The organism is Virgisporangium ochraceum (assembly GCF_016863655.1).
Classification (GTDB): Bacteria; Actinomycetota; Actinomycetes; order Mycobacteriales; family Micromonosporaceae; genus Virgisporangium; species Virgisporangium ochraceum.
In genome coordinates, this window is sequence record NZ_BOPH01000034.1 from 1 (window position 1) to 25,201 (window position 25,201).

At 75.3% G+C, this 25,201-nt stretch carries 1 protein-coding gene (cut by a window edge); it reads left to right on the plus strand.

Features of this window, described 5'->3' with window-relative positions; genetic code table 11:
• Positions 1 to 150: 150 nt before the first annotated feature.
• Positions 151 to 25,201 carry the 5' portion of a C2 family cysteine protease gene (locus tag Voc01_RS14010; protein ID WP_203927832.1) on the plus strand. It continues 19,994 nt past the right edge of the window, so only the first 25,051 of its 45,045 coding nucleotides appear in the window; it begins with the start codon at positions 151 to 153; its stop codon lies beyond the right edge, outside the window.

A 25,201-nucleotide genomic window follows, 5' to 3' on the forward strand; every position in this document is an offset into this window, starting at 1 on the left:
GGTCCGGTGGACGGCCCGGCGCCGCGTGGTGGTGGTCCCGAGATTCCGGCGCAGCGCGGCCCGGTGGACGGCCCGGCGCCGCGTGGTGGTGGCCCCGAGATTCCGGCGCAGCGCGGTCCCGGCGAGGTGGGGCCGCGGGGTGACATGCCCGTGCGCGGCGGCGATGGTGCGGCGCTCCGGAACGACATTCCGGGGCGTGGCGACGGTCCGGGGCCACGGAGCGAAGGCGACGCCTCCGCGCCACGCGCGGAAGGCCCGGCGGGCCGTGATGGAGACGCGGCGGCGGGCCGCGACGGGTCGCCGGCGCGCGACGGCGATGGCCCGGGCGCCTACCAGGACGCGTCGACGCTCGCGACGGCCGAGGTGCGCGGGCTCTCCGGTGCCGAGGCCGGACGGGTCGCCGACGCGGTGCGGTCGGTGGTCGGTGAGCGGCCGGGAGCGGCCGAGGCGCGGCTCGATGCCCGCTCCGTGCACGCCGTCGTCAACAACCCGCGCGGGTTCCCGCCGGAGGTCGTCGAGGCGTTCCGCAACTTCTTCACCGAACGCGGCGGCGACGGCGTCCACCGGCCGTTGGGCACGTTCGAGATCCGCCAACGCGTCGCCGAGATCGAGCAGATCGCCGCCAGCCACAGCCAGCCGCTGGCCGCCGACGCCGCGCGGGCGCAGTCACTCATGCGCGACCTCGGTCAGCCGCCCCGCGCCGACAACCCGGCGGCGACCGAGCGGTTCCACAACGACATCAGCGCCCGTGTCGCCCGGTCCGACGACGGCGCCATCGTGCGCGACCTGTTCTCCCGCACCGCCGCCGACGGATCCCGCAGCCCGGTGAGCGCCACCGAGGCGACGCGGATCCTCGACCGGCTGCAGACCGCCCAGCAGCGGGGCCCGCACACGTTCGCCGAGACCGTGAACCAGATCCGCACGGAGCTGCGGACCCCGGAGGTCGCCGAGACCCCCCGGACCGGTCCCGGCGAACGGACACCGGTGGAGCGTGCCGCCGACGGGCGCGGCGACCGGCCGTCCGGGGACACGCGGACCCGCGCGCCCGACGGCACGGGCGACGGCCCGGCCCGGGGCACCGGTGACGGTGCGGCGCAGGGCCGTGGCGATGGTGTGGGCCAGGGTCGTGGTGACGGTGCGGCGCAGAGCCGCGGCGATGGTGCGGGCCAGGGTCGTGGCGACGGTGCGGCGCAGGGTCGTGGGGACCGTGGGCCCGAGGGGCGTGGGGATCGCGGGGAGGAGCAGGGGGGCCGCCCGGGCGAACGGTCCGAGGATCGGCCCGGCGAGGACGGGCCGCCGCGTCGCGACGAGGAGGGCCCGCTTCGCGATGAGGACGGGCCGCCGCGTCGCGACGACGAGGGCCCGCTTCGCGATGAGGACGGGCCGCCGCGCCGGGACGAGGACGGGCCGCCGCGGCGGGAGGACGAGGATCCGCCACCCGCCGGGTCGGAGGCTCGCGACCCCGAACCGACCGGGCCCCGCGACAGCGACGGCGCAGCGAAGGAACCCGCTGCGGAAGCGCGCGAGGACGGGCCGCCGCGGCAGGAGATGATCGACGGGGGCCGTGAGCCGAACGCGGTGCGCGAGCCCGGGGACCCGGCGCGCATGGCGGCCGAACTGGAGGCGGTGCGTAGCAACTACCGGCCGAACGACCCCAACCGCCAGACCACCCTCACCGCCGACAGGCCGATCAGCCCGGCCGAGTCGCGGCACCACCAGGCGCACCGCCCGCCCGAAGAGGTCGTGCGCGAAAACGTCGACAGCCTGGTCGACAACGCCAAGTGGCAGGAGATGGTCCGGCAGCTCGAGTCCTCGGTCGGCGGCGGGCGGCTGGAACGGGCCGACCATACCGGTGACGGTGGTGTGCTGCTGACCTTCCGCGAGGGGTCCGGGGTCCGGCAGGTCGAGGTCCGGTTCGGCGCCGGGGACCTGCGCCCGGAACCGACGTTCCCGCGCGACGCGCAGGGCAAGGTGCACGAACAGCTCCGCGGCAAGGACATGACCATCCGGATGCCGGAGTGGCACCGGGCACCCGAGACCATCACCCGTCCCGACGGCCTGGTCATCGAGAAGGGCACGGTCGTCCCCGAGGGGCCGATCCGGGTCACGTTCAACACCTCGGGCCACAGCACACCGAAGATCGCCAACGAGCTGCCGGCCAGGATCGAGAAGTTCTGGCCACGCGAGGGCGAGGCGCCACCGCCGGGGCGCCGTCCGGACGACTCCCCGCCACCACCCGGTCCCGACAGCGGACCGCCGCCGCCACGGCCCGGCGGTCCCGACGGACCTGACCGGCCGCCGCCGCAGGGAGGCGGCCAGGGCGCCGGACGGGGCGGCGCCGCGATGCGCGCCGACGGCGGCGCCGCGATGCGGACCGAGGGCGGTGGCACGGCCGTCGCGGTGGTGGAAGGCGCGACCCGGTCCGGCCAACCCGTCATGGGAAGCGCGCCCGCGCGGCCGATGGAGCCCGTCCTGGCCGGTCGCGCGGAGGCCGGCGCCCCGGCACCCGCACGTGCGCACGACCCGCGGGACGTCATGGTCCTGCGCGACGAGCATGGCGGCCTGCTGCAGCTCGGACCGTACGAACCGGCCGCGATCGGCGAGGTCCGCGTCGGAGAGCTGAAGCACACTGTCGTCATCCGGCCCATCGAGGCGGAGCCGCTGCGCACGGTCGACATCGACGTGGTGCGGACCCTCGCGGAGGAGTCGGTGGTCGGCGGGTCCGGCCGCCCACCGACGGTCACCAACATCACCCGGGTCGGACCCGGCGTGTTCAGCGTCGAGTTCACCGGCGGATCCCGGCCGATCGAGGTGACGTTCCGTCCCGAGCAGTCGAGCGGCCCGGCCGGCGAGGTGAGCATCCGGGTCGGGGAGAGGTCGCTCGACGAGGCCCTGACCGGCCGCACGCCGCGTCCCGTCGAGATCTCCATCGACACCCGGTTCAGCAGCACCGACCCGGTACGCCTGCGCCAGGAGATCGACGCCCGGGTCCGCGAGGCGCTCGACTCGGTTCACACCGAGCTCACCCCGGGACACCGGGGCACCGCGGAGCCGGTACGCACCGAAACCGACGCCCCGCCGCGACGACAACCCAGCGACGCCGAGCTGGAGCAGCTCGCCCGGAGTGTGGACGACCACGTCGACGGCCTCGGGCAGACGCCGCGCGGCGCGGTCGAGGAGTACACGCCCACCGGCCCGCGCTCCGGCGACGTGACGTTCGTCAGCGGTCCCCGGATTCCGGTCTCGGTCCTGATCGGGACCCTGCCGCCCGGGGTCGCGATCACCGCGCAGATCGACCTGGCACCGGTTCCCGGATCGCCGGACCAGCGGTGGCAGGCCAGCGTCACCGTCGACGAGACGGTCGACCCGGCCCGGTTGCCGGAGCTGATCGACGAACAGCTCGAACGGCTCGGCGACTTCATCAGCGGCATCCGGGACACCGTGCTGGTTCCGCCCCTCGTCGACGGTGCCGGCGCGGTAGCGGACCCGCAGGCGCCGCCGCAGCCGGGATTCCCGGACCGGCCGGTCGTCGGGTTCCCGGACCGGCCGGCCGTGGTGCTGCCGGAGCCGCCGGACGTCGGGTTCCCCGAGGCGCCGGTCGTCGGGTTCCCGCAACCACCGGACGTGGCGGCGGTGCCGGGCCCGGGCATCCAGCCCACGCCCGGAACCCAGCCGGCACCGGGAACCCAGCCGGCGCCCGGTCAACCGGGCGCCCCCGGCCAGAACGGCGCGCCGGGCCAGCCCGGCCAGCCCGGCCCGCCGGCCCAGAACGTCGCGCCCGGCCAGAACGTCGCGCCCGGGCAGAACGGCGCCAACGGCAGGCAGCCACCGGCGCCGATCGACGCCGTGCGGGCCGGGATCGACGAGTTCCTCACGCAGACCGGCAACAACGGCGGCGCCGTCCGGCAGCCGCTGGGCGTGGGCAGCTGGGCGGCGTTCGTCGTCGCCGACAGGGACGCCACGTCGCTCGTCTACTTCCTCGACGGCGCGTCCGCCGAGGTGGTCCTCGAGCCGGCCGACCTCGACGGCGAGGAGGCGCAGCTCGTCTTCCCGGCCCTGATCTTCGGCGCCGCCCCGCACGGCCACCCGACCGGGCCGGTCCGCGTGCGGCTCGGCGCCGCTCTCGGCACGGTGCCGCCGGGCGAGGTGCCGGCACTCGTGCGGCGCAGCATCCTGGCGCAGCTGAACGAGGTGCACGGCTGGCTCGTCACCCGGCCGGAGCCGGAACCGGTCGAGATCCCCGAGCCGGTACCGACGGAGATCACCCCGCCGGTTCCGGCGGAGTTCAACCCGGGCGCCGCGGACCTCGTTCCGGGACCGGCGCCGGCCGAACTCGACATCCGGCCCGAAACCGTCGAGATCCCCCGCCGGATCATCCACCTGCCCGGCCAGGTGCCGCCCTACGCCGTGCAGGACCGGTCGAACGCGGTCACCGGTGCGGTCACCGGGTACCTGCAGGAGGCCCGCAGCGGCGGCGGCTACACGCCGGTCTCCGACGCGATGCACGACGCGGGGCTCGGCGCCGGCCTGCGGCTGCCCGTGTCGGCCAGCTGGAACGACGGCGACGCCACGATGTCGGTCCGCTACCGCGACGGGTTCACCGCGCAGGTGCGGATGTCGGTCGAGTCGTCGCTGCCCGCCGGCCAGACGCTGCTCTCGGTGCCGTCGATGGTCCGGACCGGCGGAACCTGGGCCGCACAGGAACCGGCGGTCATCGCGGTGTCGGCGTACGCGCCGGCGAACCCGGCCGCGATGACCCGGCAGGTCACCGGCCAGGTCTGGACGGCGCTGGACCGTCTGCACCGGGAGATGCAGCCGAAGATGGGGCTGCTCTCGTACAAGGTCGAGAAACCCGAGTCGCCCGACGAACAGATGAAGCGGTGGCTCGAGAAGATCCTCTTCGACGCGCAGACCGACGGGCTGCTGCGCCAGATGATCCGCATGGGCGTCATTCCGGGACCCGACGGCACGTGGATCAGCCTGGACCACCCCGACGTCCACCGCGTGATGACGCCGTACATGTTCCTGGAGTTCCAGCGCATCCGCCGGTCCGAGGAGGAGTCGGAGAGGTCGTTCGACGGCGGCGGAGGGCCGCAGTCGCCCTACGAGACGAACTTCGGCGGCGACCGGCCCGGCGGGTCGAGCGTCATCATCTCCAGGCAGCTCGCGGAGGTGGCCCGGAAGGAGGCCGCGGAGGCCCGCAAGGCGGCCGACGAGGCGCAGAAGAAGGCCGACGAGGCGCGGGAACGGGCCGACGAGGCCCGTCGGAAGGCCGAAGAGGCCCGTGCCAGGGCCAACGAGGCCGACCGCCGCGCCAACGAGCTCGCCAACGCGGCCGACCGGGCCCAGGAGCGGGCCGACGACCTGGCCGAGCAGGCGCTCTGGGCCGCGCAGGGCGCCGAGAAGGCGGCCGAGGAGGCCCTGTGGGCGGCCACCGAAGCGGCGTGGGAAGCCGAGGAGGCGGCCGAGGCGGCCGCTGAGCGGGCCGACCGGGAAGCGGCCGAGGCGTACCGGCTGGCCACGGCCGCCGAGAAGGCCTACCAGGACGCGATGCGCCAGCGGCAGGAGGCCGAGGAGAAGCTCAAGGAGGCGCGGGAGAACGAGGAACACCGGATCATGAAGGCGGTCCGGGCCGCGTTGAAGCGCATGAGGTCCGCCGACGGCGTCGAGTGGTTCGTCGTCCGGCGCGGGTCGCGCCCCGGCGAATGGAACGTCGAGGTCTTCATGCGCGACCCCGACAACCCCAACCCCGGCATGAAATGGATGGACCACACCGGGGCCAGGTACACGTTCCGGTTCGTCCTGAACGGCGAGCACACCTCGATCGAGGCGACGATCCCGGAGAGCGGCGTCGGCAGCACGTCCGCGATCGTCACCCTGCCGGACCGGTTCGACCTCAGCGACGACGACCTGTACGCCATGATGGCCGAGCTGATGGGCGTGCTCCTCGACCAGACCGCGTTCCGGCAGCGGCCGTACCACGTCCGGCGCCAACCGGACGCGCCGGCCGAACCTCCGCCGCTGCCCGACGGCTTCACGCGTACGGACGCGACGGACAAGCAGCACACGTGGCTGATCAACCAGGTGTACCGCAACCCGTTCAGCTCGCACCGGGGCGGCGGCGGATGGCAACCCAGCTGGATCTACACGTCGGTCCTGCGCTTCGCCGAGGCCGACGCGCCGGCCGAGGGGCCCGTCCCGCGGCGGGCGGCGGCCCGGGCGCGGGCGCGGGCCGAGCTCGAAGCCGCCCGCGCGCAGCTGCAGGGTGCGGTCAGGGACGCGTTGAACCAGCTGGTCGACAACCCCGGCAGCGGGGTCGTGAGCGCCCGGGTCGAAGACGGGCAGCGCACCGGCGAGAAGGTTCTCGTCGTCGAGGTCGACGACGGGTCACGCGGGACCCATCAGCACCGGTTCCGGCTCAGGCAGGGCGGCGACAAGGCCGTCGACGGTGCGCTCGTCGTGGAGATGCCCGAGAACGGCGGCGAGTACAACGGCACGATCGTCATTCCCGAGCGGACCCGCCTGAGCGGTACGGACCTGGTGGCGGCGGTGGCCCGCCAGCTCAACACGGCCATCGGCGGCACGGTCGCCCTCCAGCGCGGCGGCATCCAGCGCGGCGGCACCCGCGAGTACCTGAGCCGGGAGATGATCCTGGTGCGGCTGCGGTACCTGTCGGCGCAGTACGACGCCGCCGGCGGCGCGTTGCCGGAGGCCGACCTCACCGAGACCGCGACGCTGTTCCGGTGGCTCGGAATCGGATGGGTCCGCACCGGCGGCGACGACGGTCCCATGACGGCGCTGCCGCTGCCGCGGGTGCTGACGGGCGAACCGGCGCTCCAGCAGATCCTGAAGTTCGGCGAGGCCCAACGGCATCAGCTCGCCGCGGTGATCTCAGGCCTGGCGGCGTCGGACCCGACGCAGCTCGCCGACAGCCTCCGCGACGGCGTGCACTTCTTCGACGACGGCGAGCTGGCCCGGTCCCGGGTCGAGCTCCGCCGCGACCGTGACGGCACGGGCCCGGCGCGGTTCTACGGCGCCAACGGCAAGCCGCTCAACACCCGGGACATCGACCGGCTGGGCCTCGCCAAGTTCGTCGCGATGGCCGACGGCACGTTCTACGTGAGCCACGGCGAGTTCCCGGTCGCCGACATCGGCAGCCGGGTGGAGAACCACCACTCGCTGGCCCGCGGCGAGGAGGTGATCGCCGGCGGCCACATCGAGGTCATCAACGGCGTCCCCGTGCACCTCGACGTCAGGAGCCCGTTCAAGACCGACCGCAGTCAGCTCGTGCGGCTGTTCGAACAGCTGGGCTCGCACGGGGTGAACACGCCGTTCGGGATCAGCCTGGCCGACACCGACGGCGCGGAGACCGTGTCGGTGGTGACCCACGACGAGCTGGTCCGGGCACACGCCGCCATCCGCGAAGGGCTGCGCAACGCAGTCCTCAACGCGTACGGCGGCACGAGCCTCGTGCGGGGCCTCGAACTGACCGGTGACTTCGAGGCCGTGATGCACCTGTACGGGCGGCCGATGCCGGTGAACCTGCTGTGGATGCTGCCCGCTCTGCTCCGACGCACCGACGTGCCTCCGGGCGACCTGGCCGCCCTGGCATCGGAACTCCTCACCAAGCGGCTCAACGAGGTCCTGCGGACCCGGATCGGCAACGACGCCGCGGCCATGCGGGAGGTCGCCGAACAGGCGTCGGCCCTGACCCAGCGCGAGAACGTCATCGAGGCCGTGCGCGACGCCGTCGCCGAGATGGGTGGCACGGTCACCGCGGACCCGCGCGGCAACGGGTCGATCGTGACGGTGGAGGGCGCCCGCCCCGTCCGCATCGTGCCGGCCGTCCTCGAGTCCGACACCGTGTCGTACGGCTGGTCGGCGTTCCCCGGGTTCGAAGCCGAGGGGACGCCGCAGTCACCGGGCTGGCTGGTGCGGATCAACACCGATGTCGCCGCCGACCCCGTCGCGTTGCGGGAGATGGTCGAGGAGATCCTCCTGCGCCAGCAGCGGGAGGCGGCCGGTGCCGGCGGGCTGCGGGACAGGTTCGCCCGGATGTTCGCGCCGCCGTCCGCCGGTGAGCCGATGCTCGGCGCCGACGCCACGTCCGGTACCGGGCCGCAGCCGGCGGACATCGCCGCCCTCCACGCGCTCAGCCGGCTCATCACCCGGTTCCGCGCGGCATCGGAGGACGGCCGACGGGCGGTGCTCGGGTTCGAGATCGCCCGTGCCCTCAACGGCATGCTCCGCCCGGCGGGCAGCCTGGGCGCCGACGCGCAGTGGCGGCTGGTCACCGCGCACGTTCCCGACATCGACCAGGTGGCCGCCGAGGTGGCGCCGTACGTTCCGGCCCTGCGGGTGCCGGCCGCCGAGCGGCCGGCGGCCGTACCGGCCGGTCAGCGAGCGGCGGCGGTACCGGCCGGCCGGCGAGCGGCGGCGGGGCCCGCGCCCGTCGAATGGACGATCCCCGACGTGGGCGGCCGGCCGCTGCCCGGTGAGCCGGCGCTCGACGTTCCGGCGACGTGGGAGTCGACCGCCAGCGCGCTGGAACGGTCGATCAAGCGGCACCCCGACCTGTTCGACTCGGTCACGTCCAACGCCGGCGACGGATCGGTCATGACGCTCCCGCACGGGTTGGACGTCGCCGTCGAGTGGGTCGTCGGACCGGTGCGCGACGGGATCAGGGCCTACCGCGGCACACCGGTGGCGGGCGCGAAGTCCGGACCCGGCGACCGGCGGGTCATCCGGGTGGTCGTACCCGACACCGTCACCGGTGTCGACCTCGACGCGGGCCGGTACCAGCGCGACCTCTGGCTCGACCGCACGGTCGTCAACCAGATCGCCCAGATCGCGGCGGAGCTCGCCGGTACGCAGCTGCGCGACCGGGCCCACCGGATCTCGACGGTGGTCGGGCCCCGCCTGGGGCGCCAGGCCCCCCTCTCCCCCCACCTCGCCGGCCAGCGGGCGGAACTGCGGCTCCTGCTCAGGGAGCTCGACGCCGCGGAGCCGGACACCCCGCTGCGGCACGAGATCGAGCGGCAACTGAGGGACCTCCGCGACACGATCGCCGACCTCGACGCCCTCCAGCTCCGGCCGGAGGAGCGCTCGGCCGTCGGAGCGGTTCCGGCCGCTGACGCGCGTCCCGACGTATCCGCGAGCGACGCCGCCGGCTTCCGCGCGGCCCTGCGCTCGGCGGCGGAGTTCTTCCGGCCGGTCGGCTTCGAGTACGAGTGGCCCGAGGGCGGCGCCGACCCGGTCACGTTCACGGCAGCGGACCGTTCGGAAGTCGTCAACCTGAAGGAACTGGCGGAGACGCTGGCCCAGCGCGGCGAGTACGGTGCCGGCCTGACCGCCGCCGCGATCGACGTCCTCGGACAGCGGCTCGCGGGAGACGGCCCTGCGGCGCCGATCACGGCCCACGCGCTCGCCCACGCCTACCGGACCGGGCCGGTACCGGCCCGGCCGCACGTCGCCGCCGAGTTCGTGCGGCAGATCGCCGGGCTGCAGGTCCCCGAAGCCACCGACCTCGCCCGGAGGCTGCCGGCCGACGTCCGCAACCTGTACGTGCCGCTGTGGGAGCACGTCGCGCGGCAGCTGCTCATCGAACAGGCGGGCAACGCGGGCGGCGCCGGGCTGGTGTACCCGGCGCGGTCGGCGTCGGTCCGCGGCGACTCGCTCAGCATCACGCCGCACGGTGGCGCGACGAAGGTGGTCGACCTCACCCGGTCGATCCGGCACCTCGCCGACCTCGCCGCGCGGGGCGTCTCCACGGCCGGATTGACGGCCGCCGCCGCGGCCGAGGCCGGCGCGCTGGTCGCGTCCGTCGCCGGTGACCGGGGACGGTTGACGCCCGCCCGCGCGGCCGACCGGGCCGAACGGATGCACCGCGGCGCGCTGCTGGCCCTCGGCCGCCTCCACGCGGGCGCGGAACCCGGAAGCGAGATCGCGACGGCGGCCTGGGAGCGGTTCGACGCCATCCGGCGGACGGTCGCGCCGACCGGGTCGGAGCGCCTGGCCGGCTCGTTGACGCCCGAAGCCGACGCCCTGTACGAGCGGTCGTTGGCCGGGCCCGCGCCCGACCCGCTTCCGCCGGCCGTCACCGAGGCGACCGAGCTGCGCCCGCAGCTGCCGGGCCTCGAGCTCGTCGAGGTGACCGAGGCGCACACCAACGGTTGGCCCGACTTCGGTGCCGTCCTCCTGGAACGGATCGACGCCTACCACCGCGAGTCCGACCGGCTGGCCGCGCTGGAGAACCCACCCGGCGCGGCGATCGACGCGCTGGCCCTGGTTCTCGCCGAGCTGGAGAACGCGTACTGGCACTGGACGCGGGCACACCAGTCGGCGCGGACGGCCGACCGGCTCGAGGCCGCGGCCGCCAGGTCCGAACAGCTGGCGACCCACCCCTCGCCGGGCACGGCACGCGTCGACATCGAGAACCTCTTCGACGCGGCCCACCGCGCGCTCTGGGAGGCCGAGGTCGAGCGGGGCAACGCCCGCGGCTCGTGGGACCTCGTCGGCCGGCACGTCGCCGCCGCAGGTCCGCTGGCCGAGGCCGCCGTGGCGCTGCTGCCGGGGCCCCACGTCCGGCCGGACGGCCCCGACGGTCCGGATGGTCCCGACGGGCCGGACGGTCCCGGCGGACCGGACGCGCCCGTCAGGCCCGCCGCCGATCCGGACGCGCCGGCCGATCCGGACGCGCCGGCCGATCCGGACGCGCCGGCCGATCCGGACGCCCCCGAGCCGGCGCAACCGGCGGAACCGGAGGTTCCGGCGCAGCCGGGCGCCCCGAGTCCCGAGGAGATCGGGCGCCGGATCTTCCTGCAGCTCGGTCGCGAGTTCACCGACCTCGGCGACACCATCGAGAGCGACGCCACCGCGATCGGCTGGCAGTTCGACCGGCAGACCGACGCCTTCACGCCCCAGCGGTCACCGGTCGACGCGGCCCGGACCACCCTGATCCGGGCGTACACCGCCGCCACCGCCACCCGCCAGACCGACATCGTCTCGGTGCTCGTCGACCGCTTCGGCGGCGTGCCCTTCCGGACGATCGCGGAGGCGCCCGGTGTCGCCCGGCAGAAGATCGACGAGTACCTGGCCGGCCTGTCCGGCGACGCCGGACCCCGGATCGCGTTCCTGTCGGTCACCATCGGCGGGCAGCGCGACCCGCTGATCATCGCGGTGGTGGTCGACCCGGCCGCGGGCGGGGCGCCCCGGATCGTCGGCGCGATCGGGGGCGGACGCCCGACCCGGGTCGATCCCGCCTCGCTGGACGTCGGCGTCGACGAGCTGCTCGCGGGGTACCCGGGAACACCCACCGCGGTCCGGGTGGTCGACGACGGCGCCGTTCGTCAGCGCGTCGAGGAGACCATCGGCCAGCGCACCGCTCTGGTGGAGCGCACCGTCGCCGACGTGGCCGCGGCCGGCGTGCGGCCCGACGTCGACCTGCAGGGGAAGCTGGCCGTCGACGTCGGTCCGGACGGGGTGCGGTTCCTCGGCCGCGTGATCGCGGCGTCGCCCGGCGGGCCCGACCCGGACACGGCCCGGAACCCGGCTCCGGCGCCCGGCCCGGCTCCGGCGCGGGCCGCGGCGGAGGACGCCGCGGAGACGCCGGCGGACGGCGGCGGCGCGGCACCCGCCGAGGATGGCGCGCCCGCGGAGAGCGCCGAGGCGGCGCCGGCTGAGGGCAGTGCGCAGGCCGAGGGCGGTGCGCCGGCAGAAGAGGGCGCGCCGGCGGAGGGTGGCGGTCCGGCCGACGGCCGCGCCATCGCGCCCGATCTCGAGAGCTGGGACCAGGCGGTCCGCGACGCCGGCCTCGACGAGGTGGAGGCCAGGTTCCTCGACACGTTCACCCGCTTCTACGGCGTCACCTTCGAGAAGGCGGCCGAGCGGGCGCACATCGAGACCCCGGGTGACGTCCAGGCGCTCGTCGACAAGGTGCGGGCCGTCGCCGCCGACTACCGCGCCCGGGAGGCGGCCATCGCCGCCGAGAAGGCGGTCCTGGAGCAGCTGGCGAACGACCCCGAGCTGCTGGCCTGGCTGCGGGAGCGGATCGAGAACAGCACGAAGCTGAGGCGGATCCGGGACGAGAGCAACCCCGAGGTCCCCGAGGAGCGGTTCCTCAACGTCATCAGGTCCCTGATCGCGGTGAAGCTGGCGATCGACCGGCTCACGGAGAAGTACAAGCACATCGAGGGCCTGCGGATCCTCGAAGAGGTCGCCGTCCTCAACCTGATCGAACAGGGCGACCCGCTCGCCATCCGCCCGGGAAGCAAGCGCACCCGGCCCCGGAACATCGACGGCCAGGACTGGGACGAGCTCACCGACATCGATCTGCTGCTGATCGTGCCGAAGGCCGATGGTAAGGCCGAGGTCGTCCACCAGGAGCAGGTCAAGAGCGGTCGCAAGGACGCGCCCGTCCGCGCGCAGGAGCAGCTGGACAAGGCCCGCGAGGCGTTCGAACGCGAGAACGTCGATCCCGGCAAGCTCAAGCTGCTGCTGGGCGGCGAGACCGACATCACCGACCAGATCGACTACTCGGAGGGCATCCGGTCCGGCGGGCACACCGGTCCCAGGAACAAGGAGTTCGACAACGAGCTTCCGCTGGACGCGCGGAACCTGAACGACCTGGCCAAGGCGCTGTACCGGGCGCTGGCGACCAGGGGCGACGACGACCCGGGAAGCGCGGCGGCACCGCCACCGGCGCCCCGGCCCGGCCCGGCGCCGGGGCCCGGGCCGGGAACCGCGGCGCGGCCGGGTGGGACGGCCGACACGGCCGTCGAGATGGCCGCCGGGCCCGGTGGGCGGGGGCCGGCCCAGCCGGACCTGATCGCCACGACGGTCCGGCAGGCCATGGCGGCGCTGCGGACCCTGTTCGCCGGCCTGCCGGTGCCGCAGCCCGACGGCTCGGTCGTGGTCGTGCCGACACACGCGCGGTACGCCCTGCGGTTCCGGGTCAGCGACCAGGTGCCGGCCGGCCTGCGCAGCGTGCGCCGCGACGCCTACGAGACCGACGGCACCCGGAGCATGACGGCGTCGGGGCTGCCGATCGTCGACGTGCTCGTGCCCGACACGCTGCCCCTCGGCGACGAGCTGGCTCCCGGCTACTTCCAGCGCGACCTGTGGATCCGCCGGATCGTCGTGCACGAGGTCACCGAGGCGGCGGCCGTCACGCCGCGCGGCATGTTCAGCTGGCTGCGTCCCCGGCTCGACAGCGGCCGACGGACCTGGCCCGACGCGCTGCACCGGGGCGTCGCGCCCGGCGCCCGGCGCAGCCCGCACGACGACTCCCACCGCGCCGAGATCGTCGACCTGGCGAAGCTGCTGCGCGACGCCGCCGAGCCGTCCCTCGTCGCCGAGATCGAGCGCCAGCTCGGCCACCTGCTCGACGAGATCGGCGTCGGGATGCCCGACCCGAACGACCCGGACGCGCGCCACGTCCCCGCCCGCTGGGCCCTGCTCAAGATCCCGAGCGAGGTCGCGGACACCGTCTACCGACTGGCCGCGCCGGACGCGCCGTGGCGATCGGCACCGCTTCCGCCGACGGAGACCGCCCGGGTCGTCGACGCGATCGACGCCGGGTTCCGGGTCGTCACCGGTCTCGGTTACCGGCTGCGTTGGATCGACAGCGGGCTCATCGAGGTGACCGACCACGCGGGCGGGACGACGCCGGTCGACGTCACCGCGGCCGTCCGGCGGCTGTCGCAGGCCAACCTCTACGACGACCGGCTCAGGGCGCGCGCCCTGACCGAACTGGCCGGGCTGCTGGGCGGCGTACCGCCGACGCCCCGCGTGCGGTCCCTCGGCGACCCCGCGCTGGTCGCGCCGTGGCTACAGGCCTCGGCACACCTGGCGGGCCACTGGAACGGCGAGGCCGCCCGGGAGTTCGGGAACCTCGTGTCCGGGCTGCCGCCCGAGACCGCGGCCGACCTGTCCTGGCTCCTGCCCGAAGGCGTGGTGCCCGACCTGCTGCCGGTCGTCTGGCGGCAGATCGCGGTCAGGGCGGTCGCCGACGCGCTGACGAAGGCCGGCGGCCGGTCGCGGACCCTGCCGGTGCGCTCGGCCGACCTGGTGGAAGGCGAGCGGATCCGGATCGTGCCGCACCGCGGACCGGTCCGCGAGGAGCCCGTCACCGACCTGATCAACCGGTTGGCCCGGCTGGCCGCGACCACCGGCGTGCCCACGGTGGTGGCCGCCGCCGGGGTCGAGGTCGGCGGCCGGCTGCGCGGTCTCGGCTCGGCCGACCCCGCGGCGCGACCGCCGGCACTCGCGCCGGCGACCGTGACCACGCAGGGACGCAGCGACGCGTTGGCCGTTCTCGGCGGGATGTACGACGCGCGCGCGAGCACCGACCCCGCGCGTGCGGCGATCGAACGGGCCTTCTTCGAAGTGATGCTGGCCGCGCGGTACTGGGAGGGCCCGGTCCGCGTCGACCTGCCCGCCGACCTGCCGTCACCGGCGCGGGCACTGTTCGAGCGGCTCGCCACCGGCGGATGGTCGGCCGATCCGCGCCGCACCCGGGGCGCCGGGACCGTCGAACCGTTCGACCTCGGAGCGCTGGGCACCGCCACGCCCGAACGGGTCGCCGCCGCCTACCACGACTACGTCGGCGCCCTGGCCGCCGGCGACGCCGACGCGGCCCGGACCGAGTTCGAACGCCGGCTCGACGCCCTCCAACGGATCCACGCCCAGGAGCGGCAACGGCTGGCCGCCGGCACCGCCGACCCGCGGCTGCGCGTCCTCGAACGGCGGCAGGCCGCACTCGCGGCCCCGCTGGCCGACGCGGCCCGCGACCACCGGGCCGCCCTCGACGCCGACGCGGCCGGACGGCACGCCGACGCCGACGCGCTGCGGGCGCGGGTCGCGGACCACCTGGCCGAGGCCGACCGGCGCGCGGCCCTGGCCGACGCCCGGACGCGTGCTGCCTGGACCGACGCGATCAACGCCCACGGCGCCCGGCCGGAGTGGCACGGGCGACCCGACGGCGGGTTCGACACCGTCGTCCGGTACGCGTACGAGGACCTGCTGCCGCTGGTCGACCCGAACCGGCCGGCGGCGACCGCCGCGCGGGTCGCCCAGCACTTCCGGACCCTCGACGGGCGCACCGCCGACGGGCTCGCACAGGCCTACCCGGCGCTGCTCGGAAACCTCGGCGGGGTACCGGTACCGCTGCGCACCGCCGCCAACGCCGCACTGGCCCGGGACGTCGTCGGCCGGCTCGCGCCGAAGGTCGCCGACGGCACCGCGACCGCCGACGAGCGGGCGACCGTCGACGCGCTGACGGACCTGGTGGCGTTGTCGCGCGGCGACGGCGGCATCCTGCACCTCGACCTCGCCGGCGGGGGACAGGTCGTCCACGTCCACGGCGACCTGGCCACGGCGTCGTCGGTGGCGGTGTTCGTCCCGGCCGAGGGTGGCCTGGCACACGCCGGCCGGGCGGTCGAGGCCGCCCGGGGGTTGCGGAACGCCGCCGCCGACCCGGACCGCCTCGCGGTCGTCACCGTGGTCGACCGGCCGTTCCAGCCCGGTGACCGGCGGCGCGTCCGACCGGCGGCCGACCGTGCGGAACTGGTCCGCGACGTGCGGGCCCAACTGGCCGGCCACCTGGCGGCGGGCGCGCGGGTCACCGCGATCGGCGAGGGCTACGGCGGCCTCACGGTGCGGTTCGCGGCCGGCCGCGGTGCCACGTTCGACCAGCTCGTGCTGCTCGGCACGCCGGGACTGGGCCACGACGTCGCCTCGGTGGCCGACCTGCGGCTGCCGGCGGACGTCCGGGTCGCCGCCGCCCGCCGGAGCAGCGACCTCGCCGGGGTGGGTGGCTGGCACGGGCCCGACCCGGCCCGGTACCCGGACGTCATCCGGCTGCCCGCGCCGGGCGACCAGCCGTACCTGGAACCGGGCGGCGCCACGTTCACCGGCGTCGTCGACGCCCTGGAGAACGGGCTCGTCCCCGACGCCGACACGTCGCCGCGGGACCGCTGGTACCGGCCGGTGATCGGCGCGGTGGCCCGCCAGATCGCCGGGCCCGCGGGGCGGCGCAGCGCCCGCCGCGAGGGCGTCGTCGTCGGCCGCGCGCCCGTACAGGGCGGGCCCGACCGGACGGCGTTCAACGAGGCGGTCGACACCGCCATGCCGTACCTGCGGCGCTGGCTGGCCGACATCGGCCGCGACGGCGACGCGGTCAACGCGGTCACCACCGACGGCGTACGGGTGCGGGTCGTGCCGGCGTTCGTCGACCCGGCCACCGTGAGCGGCCCGGACGTCTACCGGTGGACCGTCGCCCGGTCGGTGCTGGCCGCCGTGGCCGCGGCCGTTCCGGTCCCGACGGTTCCGACCACCCGCCCGCGGCCGTTCGCCCCTCGCCTGAACACCGAGGGACTGTCCCGCCGCGAGGAGTTCCGCCTCCTCGCCGAGCAGCACGAACGCGCGCACCGGCTGCTCGAGGCCGAGCTGAACCGCTACGGGTTGCGGCGCGAACCCGGCACCGACCGGCTCGCGGGTGCGAACCCGACCGGCACGCAGCTGCGGCAGGCCGTGGTCGAGACGTACGCGGCGATGGGCCTGCGTGGCCGGGACCCGCGCACCGAGATCGTCGGCCGGCTGCCCGGCACCGGGTTCGTCGAGCTTCCCTGGGGGCCCGGCGCCACCGACCCGGCGCTGCGGGTCGACGAGGCGCGGGCGAACCTCACCTGGCTGGTGGGGCAGGTTGGCGCGCGGCCGGGGTCCTCCGCCGTCGTGGTCGTCACCGACACCGGCGGCAACCGGCGGATCTACGCCCTCGCCAGCCCGGCCGGGGGCGCGGTGTACATCCTCGACCCGCAGCGGGACGAGGAGGCTCCGGTCGCCGGTGGCGTACCCGGCGAGCGGCCGCTCCACGAGTTCGTCACCGGCGTCGACGTCGACACCATCGAGTTCGCGTTCATCGACGGCCGGTCGCTCGCCTGGGACGACCCGCGGGTTCCGCAGACCGTGCGGGCGCTGCACACCGAGCTGCCGGCGATCGTCGCCGACCTGTCCCGGCTGGTCGCGCCGCTGCGCCTCGACCGCGGCGGGCGGGCGTTCGACGCGTTCGCCGACGGTCTGGCGCCGGCGGAGGTCGCGCTCCTGCGGCAGGCCGTCGACGCGACGACCCCCCGCGACCCCGGCACCGGCGCGCCCGTGGTCCGCCCGCAGGACGCGCTGGTCAGCGGCTCCCAGCTGTGGAGTCGCGGCGGCGCGCGGGCGTTGTCGACGCGCGACGTGAACGCCGTGCGCGACCTGGTGGAGCTGATCGGGCGGTACACCCGCGCCGTCGACCCGCAGACGCGGACGCGGCTCGGCGAACAGATCGACGCCAGCCGGGCCGAGCTGGGGCTGGACCCGGACCTCGACGGCCCGTCGGCCGGCTGGCGCTGGGACCTCGTCGACCGGCAGGTCCAGGAGTGGCAGGTGGACCCGGACCGGACCGTGCCGGCGACGGTCCAGCGGCACCTGCGGGCGATGCGCCTGACCGGGTGGCCGGCCAACCGCGTGCTGGTCGACGCGGTCGACCGGCTCGGGGGCGCACAGTTCATCCGCGACGCGGACCTCCTCGGCGACGGCCGGGTCCGGATCGACGCCGAGCGCGGCCCGGGCGGCCCGCTGGTACGGAAGATCCGCGGCGGCCGGTTCGAGCTGTGGGTCCGCGGCGGCGCGGTGCCGGCCGGCTCGCTGTACCGGCTGGTGCAGGGCGCCGACGGCTCGATGACCGTGATCGTCCCCGACGCCGTGCTGGCCGACCCGTTACTCGGACCGGACGCGGTGGCTCCGGCCCTCGTCGCCGGCGCGATGGAGGCGCGCTCGCGGCCGCGGATCTTCGCGACGCGGCGCACCGCCGGCAAGGTGAGCGAGCTCGCCCCGGACGCGGAGGTTCCCAAGGGCAAGCCGACGCTGACCGGCCGGGCCATCGGCCAGTGGACCGGGCTGGAGACCGCCGCCCGCCGGGTCTCCGAGCTGACCGGCCAGGTCGCCGCGGCGAACGACGCGGGAGCGGTCGACGTCGCCGGCCGGCTGGAGGCGCTGCGGGCGGACGAGGTGGCGCGGATCAGGGACCTGCTCGGGGGCATGGGCCTGCTCCCCGGTCAGGAGAAGTTCGCCGAGCGGCGGTACGCCGGCGAGCTGTCGCGGGGCAGCACCCGCCGGCGCCCGATCGACGAGACCGTGTCCCGGCTGCTCAGCCCCGACCGCCGCGTCGACAGCGACCCGGAGACGGCCGTCGGGTCGGTGGGCGCGATGGCCCCGCTCCTCGCCGAGCACGTCGGCGCCCGCGGTATCGACCTGATCAGCGGCACGACACCGGGACCGGCGCTGCGGATCATGCTCGACGACCGGTCGTACCGGCCCTACCTGCTCCCCGTCGTCGCCGACCTGCCCACCGACGCCGGCCTGCCCTACGCGGTCCTGACCCACGACAGCGGCGGCTGGCGGCTGCGGCTGCGCCCCGACGCGAGCCGCACCGCGCTGGGCCTGGACCTCGCCCGTGCCCTCTCGGAGTACGTGCAACGCGCGGGCGGCGCCACCGCGGCACCCACGCTGTGGCTCGAAGGCCTCGTCGCGCGGATGAAGTACCTCCACGCCCTGCACCGCGTGTCCGGTTCCGCGGCGCGTCCGATGCTGGTCGCCGAGATGGAGGCGATCGTGGCGGCGCTGGAGGAGACCCCGCCCGTGCGCCGCACGCCCCGGCACGCCGAGGCCGTCCGGGGCGGCACCCTGCTCGTCGACCGGGTCGACAGCCGGGGCGGGCTGGTGGCGAACGTCGCCCGTCGGGTGCGGATCAGCCGGGCCGACGCGCGGGCGGAGGCGGCAGTGTCGGCGGCGACGCACGAGACCGACCGTCCGGTGCCGGGGAAGTTCTGGTTCTACCCCGGGCGGGTTTTCGGCTCGATCGTCGGCGGCGTCACCACGTACTGGAACGGCGAGGTCGCCGGGCGCAAGTCGGAGGTCACCAGCGCCCAGATCATGTCGACGACGGTCAACGGGCTCGTCCAGGCCAACCAGGACGGCAAGCTGCGCCAGGCCGCCTTCGACGAGAAGGCCGCGAAGGCGTCGCGCAAGGAGGAGGCGGTCACCGGCGACGCGCCCGACGGCAGCGCCGGCCCGGTCACCGGTCCGCCGCCGGCACCGGTCCCGGAGTCGGCACCGGCGCCGGCGCGGGCGCGACCGCTCGTTCCGGTGCACGGGCCGGCGAGGCCGCCGGAGCCGGACCAGGAACCGACCGAGGCGACGAAGATCGACCCCTCCTCGTTCCGCCCGTTCTTCGAGCAGCGGTTCACGGCGGCCGGCATCTCGGCGACCGGCCAGGCGCTGTACCTGGCCACGGCCACCGACGCCGGTGCCAGGGGGCTGCTCGGCCTCGTCCAACCGCTCGGGCAGGCCTTCACCTACAGCGTGCTCGACTGGAAGGTCGAGGACCCGGAGGAACAGGCCCGCGAGGACCGGAAGTTCGTCGCCGGCACGCGGCCCGACGGCAAGCGCAACGGCGCGATCGACGACGCGTACTTCAGCCTGGTCGAGCTGTACGAGCGGGTCCGTGAGCTGCACGCGAACGGGCGTCTCGCGGAGGCCGTGCCGCCGGAGGTCATGCCGTACCTGCTGGCACACCTGCGGGCGGCGCGCGCCGACCTCGACGCCACGATGACGGTGGTCGCCGGGATCGAGAAGGGCGCCCGCGACGACATCGCCCGACGGCGGAAACTGCGTCGTCTGCTCCGCGAGGGCGTGCTCGGGCCGGCCCGGATGACCGTCGACGCGGTGAAGTGGCTGAACCGGGTGGCTCACCGGCGGCCGCCGGCGGGCACCCCGGCGGGCGAGCTGCCCACGGGCCGCGCGTCGACCGGCCTCTACGTGAGCCGGATGGTCGTGCCGGCGATCATCGGCAACATCGGCTTCATCGCCGCCAACCTCGCCATCGACCCGAGCAGCGCCGGCTTCACCCTCCTCAGCGCGATCCTCAGCACCATGGGCAGCCTCGGCGTCGGCTACGGGTTCGCGATCCAGCGCGACGACGAGGTCGCCGACAAGGACGACCTCGCGAGCATCCACGCCGCCAACCGCGCCCGGGACGCGCTGTACTACATCGAGCACACCCTCGACCTCCTCGGCGAGGCCGACGCCGACCCGGCCTCGCGCCCGGAGGCCGGATCGGGCCAGGCGCCCCGCGACGCCGACCTGCTCACGGTGCTGACGCTCAAGTACCTCCCGGGCATCACGCTGCGGCTCGCCTCGATCGGCATCGGCGGCTGGTTCCTGATCAACAAGCCGCAGGCCGTGGACCCGGTGCTCGAGAAGCTCAAGGTGATCGGGGTCACCGGCGGCGCGCAGACCGCCAACCAGATCTCGTTCGGCATCGGCGAGGGCTTCTACCGGTGGTTCACGGCCAGGAAGAAGCGCGAGGTCGAGAAGGCGGGCCGGCTGCGGGAGGCCCGCGCGCAGACGATGTTCCTGCACGAGCTGGCCGAACAGGGAAGCGGTGCGGCCGAGCGGGCCAGGTCGGCCGACCAGAACCCGACGCCGCACGCCGGTCACCAGCCGGGCATGCACACCATCGCGCCGGTCGGCTCGCCCGGACGGCCGGACCCGGACGATCCGCTGACCGGCCCGGCGTTCAACCCGCCCATCAACGCGACGGTCGTCCCGCGGACCCACACCCACACGCGGTGGCGCGATCAGCCCGAGCCGGCCGGGGTGATGGACGCGCTGAGGCACCAGCTCAACGCGGGCATCCGCCAGGACTCGGTGATCCGCGGCATCCGGGTGGTCGGCGAGCGCACCGGGCCGTCCGGTGTCACCGTCGTCACCCTCGAGGTGCTTCCGTGGCACGGCCCCGCGATCAGGCTCGACGTCACCGCCGGCGACGTGGGGAAGAAGGGCGACCTCCTCAAGCGGGCACACACCCAACGCCCCGTGCAGATCGCCGGCGTCATCCGCACGGACACGGTGATCTCCCACCTCCACCCCGACGACGGCCTCCTCGACACGCTCACGCACGAGATCTGGGAACTGGTCGCCACGGCGGCCCGCAACCGGCGGAAGGCCGGCCCGGCGGAGGACCTGCTGACGCCCACAGCGCGCACGCCGCGCGGCGCCAAAGACACGCTGTCGCCGCACGACCTCGGTGGCATCGGTGACCTGCAGTCGCTGGTCAACCGGCTCGTCGCCGCCCCGCCGGTGGGCCGGGCGGCGATCGTCGCCGACCTCAAGGCCCACCTGGCCCACCTCGGGCTGGTCGGCCCGGGAGCCCAGGCCCGGTGGGACCTGATCGACCGCACCGTCGAGGCGGGCCGGCTGAACCCGACGGCCCGGGGGATCTACCTGAGCCTGCGCCGGCCCGGCTGGGAACATCCGATCCTGCTGCGGCCCGGCGAGGACGTCGAGGCGGCACCGGCCGCGGTCGCGACCGGTCTACCCGGACACGGCGGACCGCGCGACCCCGACGTCGCCGTGGCCGCGCTGCGGCAGGCGGCGCGCGACCTCACGACGATGCCCTCGCCGGCCGACGGGTACACGCTGCACTACCAGGCCGACGGCGACCTGCTGGTGGCGACACCCACGTCCGCCGGCCTGCCGGTGATCGCGTTCCGGTTCGCCGCGGGACCGGTGCCGGAGGACAGCGGCGGCGTGACCCGTCCGACCGGCGAGGTCACGACGTCCGGCGACGTGGCGCGGGCCGGTACACCGATCTACGAGGTGACGATCTCCGACAGCACGCCGCCGCAGAACCTGCGGCTCGGCGCCTGGCGCGTGATCGTCAACGGCCTGGCGGCGACGCTCCCGCCGAAGCCGGAGCCGGCGCCCCAGCGCCGTCGCCTGGCCGACCGGTTCCGCCGGCCGGCACCGGCGCCGGCCGGGCCGCCGACGCCCGAGGCCGCCGCCCTTGCCGAGATCCGGTTCGAGCTCGACATGCGGGCCGCGGGCGCGGCGAGCGAGTTCGCGCACGCGTCCCGGATCGGCGGGATCCTGGACCGCCTGGGCGCCGACCGGCTGCCCTGGGTGCTCGAACGGCTCACCGCCGCCGGTCTGCCACCGGAGGCGGTCGCGTTCGTCGAGGAGCAGACGGGTGCGCGGGCCCGCTGGCGCGTCTCCGCCGCCCGGAACCGCGCGGGTGAGGCCTGGGGCGCGCTCACCCACGCGCTGCCGATCCTCACGAACGCCGGCCTGGTCCGTGAGGCCACCCTGCTGCCGGCGAGCACCCAGGTGCAGGTCGTGACGTTGTCCGGCGCGACACTGCTGATCGACGGGCTGGTGGTCCACCGGCTGGCCTTGTCGCCGGCGCTCGGCGAACGCCTGCAGGCCTCCGCCGTGGCGATGCTGACCGCCGCGATCGTCGCCCGCGGCGGCGGACCCGCCGGTGCCGAGTGGGCCGACCCGGCGCTGGCGACCGCCCGGGTCCTGGCCCGCGGACAGGCGGCGGCACAGGGGCCGCTCCGCGAGGAGTGGACGCGCGAGCTGGAGCTCGTGCTGCCCGGACTCTCCACCGGGCAGCTGTCGCTGCTCCGCCGGGAGCACCTGTCGGCCGACGCCCGGCAGCGGATGTCCGTGGCGTACGCCGACGCGACGCTCCGGGAGGTCGCCGACCTCCTCGGGGTCGACCTCGCGATCCTGCCCGACGACCTGGCGGTGCGGATCCGGCACTGGCTCGTCGCGCGGATCGCCAGCGGGCTGGACCCGGACCTTCTCCGGGCCGGCGCCGCGGCGGTGCTGGGTGAGGCCGTCGGCCGCGACGACCCCGACGCTCCACCGCCGGTCGAACGGGTGATGCTCGCCCTGACGCGCCTGCGCGCCGACGACCAGCCGGCCGAGCTCCGGGCGGCGGCGGGCGAGGTGGCCGCCCAGTACCTGGACGCCGACCCGTCCCTCGAGGTCGACGCCGAGAACCAGCTGCTGCCCGAAGCGACCCGGACGCTGATCCGCGAGGCCACCCCGAAGCCGGAGCCGGAGAAGGACCCGTACGCGCCGCTGCGGACCGAGGCGATGGCCGCGTCGGTGGAGAAGATCAGCCGGCTCGTCCGCGACAGGCGGCCCGTCGCCGACGTCGCCACCGCCGCCGACGGCCTGGCCGACCTGCTCGACCAGGCCACGCCGGCACTCCTCGAGCGCAGCGCGGCCCGCAGGAAGCTGGCCGACGCCGCCGTCGACCGCAAGACCAAGGCCGACGAGAAGATCTCCGCGGCCAAGACGGAGCGCCGCAACGGCGTCGCGGACCTCCAGGTCCACGAGCGGGAGCGGCTGGCCGGGGTGGAGGCCGCCCAGGCGGAGGCGGAGGCGGTCCGGCACGCGCGGTTCGAGAAGCGCTACGCGACCGCGGCCGACCTGGCCGGCAAGGCGCGCGACGCCTTCCGCAGGGTCAAGGAGGTCGCCGAGGACCCCGACGCGGTGCACCGCCCGTCTCCCGATCCCGAGCTCGTCGCGGCGTTCGTCGCCGCCCGGGACGCGTTCGCCCGGTACGAGGCGGCGAGGAAGGAGCTGGACCCGGTCTCCGAGGCGCTCGACACCGCGATGCCCGCCGGTCGGATGCCGATGATCAAGGCGCTGACCCGCACCATCAACGGCCTGATCCGCGACACCGGCGTGCTCGGCGCGGATGCCGACGCCGAACCCGACGTGGTCCAGGCGGCCGAGCTCCAGCGCCTTCTCCGCACCCAGTACCGCTGGGCGGGCGGCAAGGACGGCACCGTGTTCCCGCTGGGCCACGGCGCGGTCGAGGCCCGGGTCCGGTGGCACTACGGCAGCCAGGTCGAGGTGGCCAACACGCCGACCGTCCAGTCCGAGCAGATGGTCGGCCAGCTGCCGCAGTTCCCGCAGGGCAGCCGTGTCATCGGCGCGACGGCGAGCCGCAACGTCGGCATCGGCACCGGGGTACCGGTGCCGCTCGCCGACATCGCGGCGTCCGCCTTCGCGCTCGTTCCCGAGGCGTTCGACGACTTCTTCGGCGGGGCGACGGGCGCGATCCGGCAGGGGCTGGACCACCTCGTCGCCAACGTCGGCGGGGAGCTCCGGCGCCAGTGGTCGGTGCAGGGCTCCGGGTCCGACTTCGCGCTCACCGGAGGCGTTGCCGACAACCGGGGCGACTCCACGCTGTACAACAGCAACGGCTACTGGGAGGTGCAGGTCCGCGTCGGCGAGCCGGGCGCGCCGTGGGGCTCGTGGGTGCGGGTCGACACCCCGGTCGACGACGACATCAGCCGGCTGGAGCTGTTCGTGGCGCACCCGTACACCGAGGAGGCGGTCCCGGAGTCGGAGCAGACGTCGCTCGGCAAGCTCGACCCGAACCTCAAGCGCGAGTGGCGGTTCCCCGAGCACGTCGTCACCGGTCTGACCGCGCTGGAGGAGCTCAACGACAAGGTCCTCAGCCTGCTGCCGGACACCGACAACGAGGTCGGCAGCCTCGCCCGTCAGCAGGTCCGCACGCTGGTGCTCGAGGAGCTGCCGGCCCGGCTCGACGAGACCATCAACGATCCGGCGGGCCTGCGCCGGCTCATCTCGACCGGCGGCGACTCCATCGCCATGGTGACGATCAAAACCAGGGTCAGGCGGGACGGTGCCCGGATGCTCGGCCGGGCCAGCGACCGCTACCACCTCGAACGGCTGCGGGTGACGTTCTCCGGCGCGTCCGGCAGCCTGGGCATGGGCGGCAGCCGCGGCGCCGACTACACCGCGGGCTTCAAGCTGCCCGTCGAGGACGGCTCGGCCCGTGCGACCGGTACCTACGGCCCGGGTTCGAGCCGCAGCGCCTCCATCGCCGTCGGCGGCACGGCGATCCACCCGAGCGTCCAGCGCTACTCCGGCTACACCCAGGGCTACCTGCTGAAGCTGGAGCACAAGGTCACGGTCCAGATCTTCCGGGCGCCCGAGGTCGGCGTGCTGACGGCGCCGCCGCCCGTCACCAGGAAGGGGAAGGTCAAGGGCCAGGGTGTCTTCCGGCTGCCCGAGCCGGACGCGTTCTGGTACGGGCTGCCGGTCGAGAAGGCCGCGGTCGAGTTCGACGCGGCGGACAACCCGGTGCGCAGACCGGAGAACAACCGGTTCGTTCTCCGCGACGACCCGAAGCCAGGCGTGCCGCCGGGCAAGGCCGAGCGGTTGCCGGACTACCTGGGTAGGAACGGCATGCCGGGCGGCGGATCGGCGAGCATCCAGGGGATGACCGGCGTCGGAGCGTTCCAGAAGCTGGTCGAGGGCGCGCTCCGGAAGG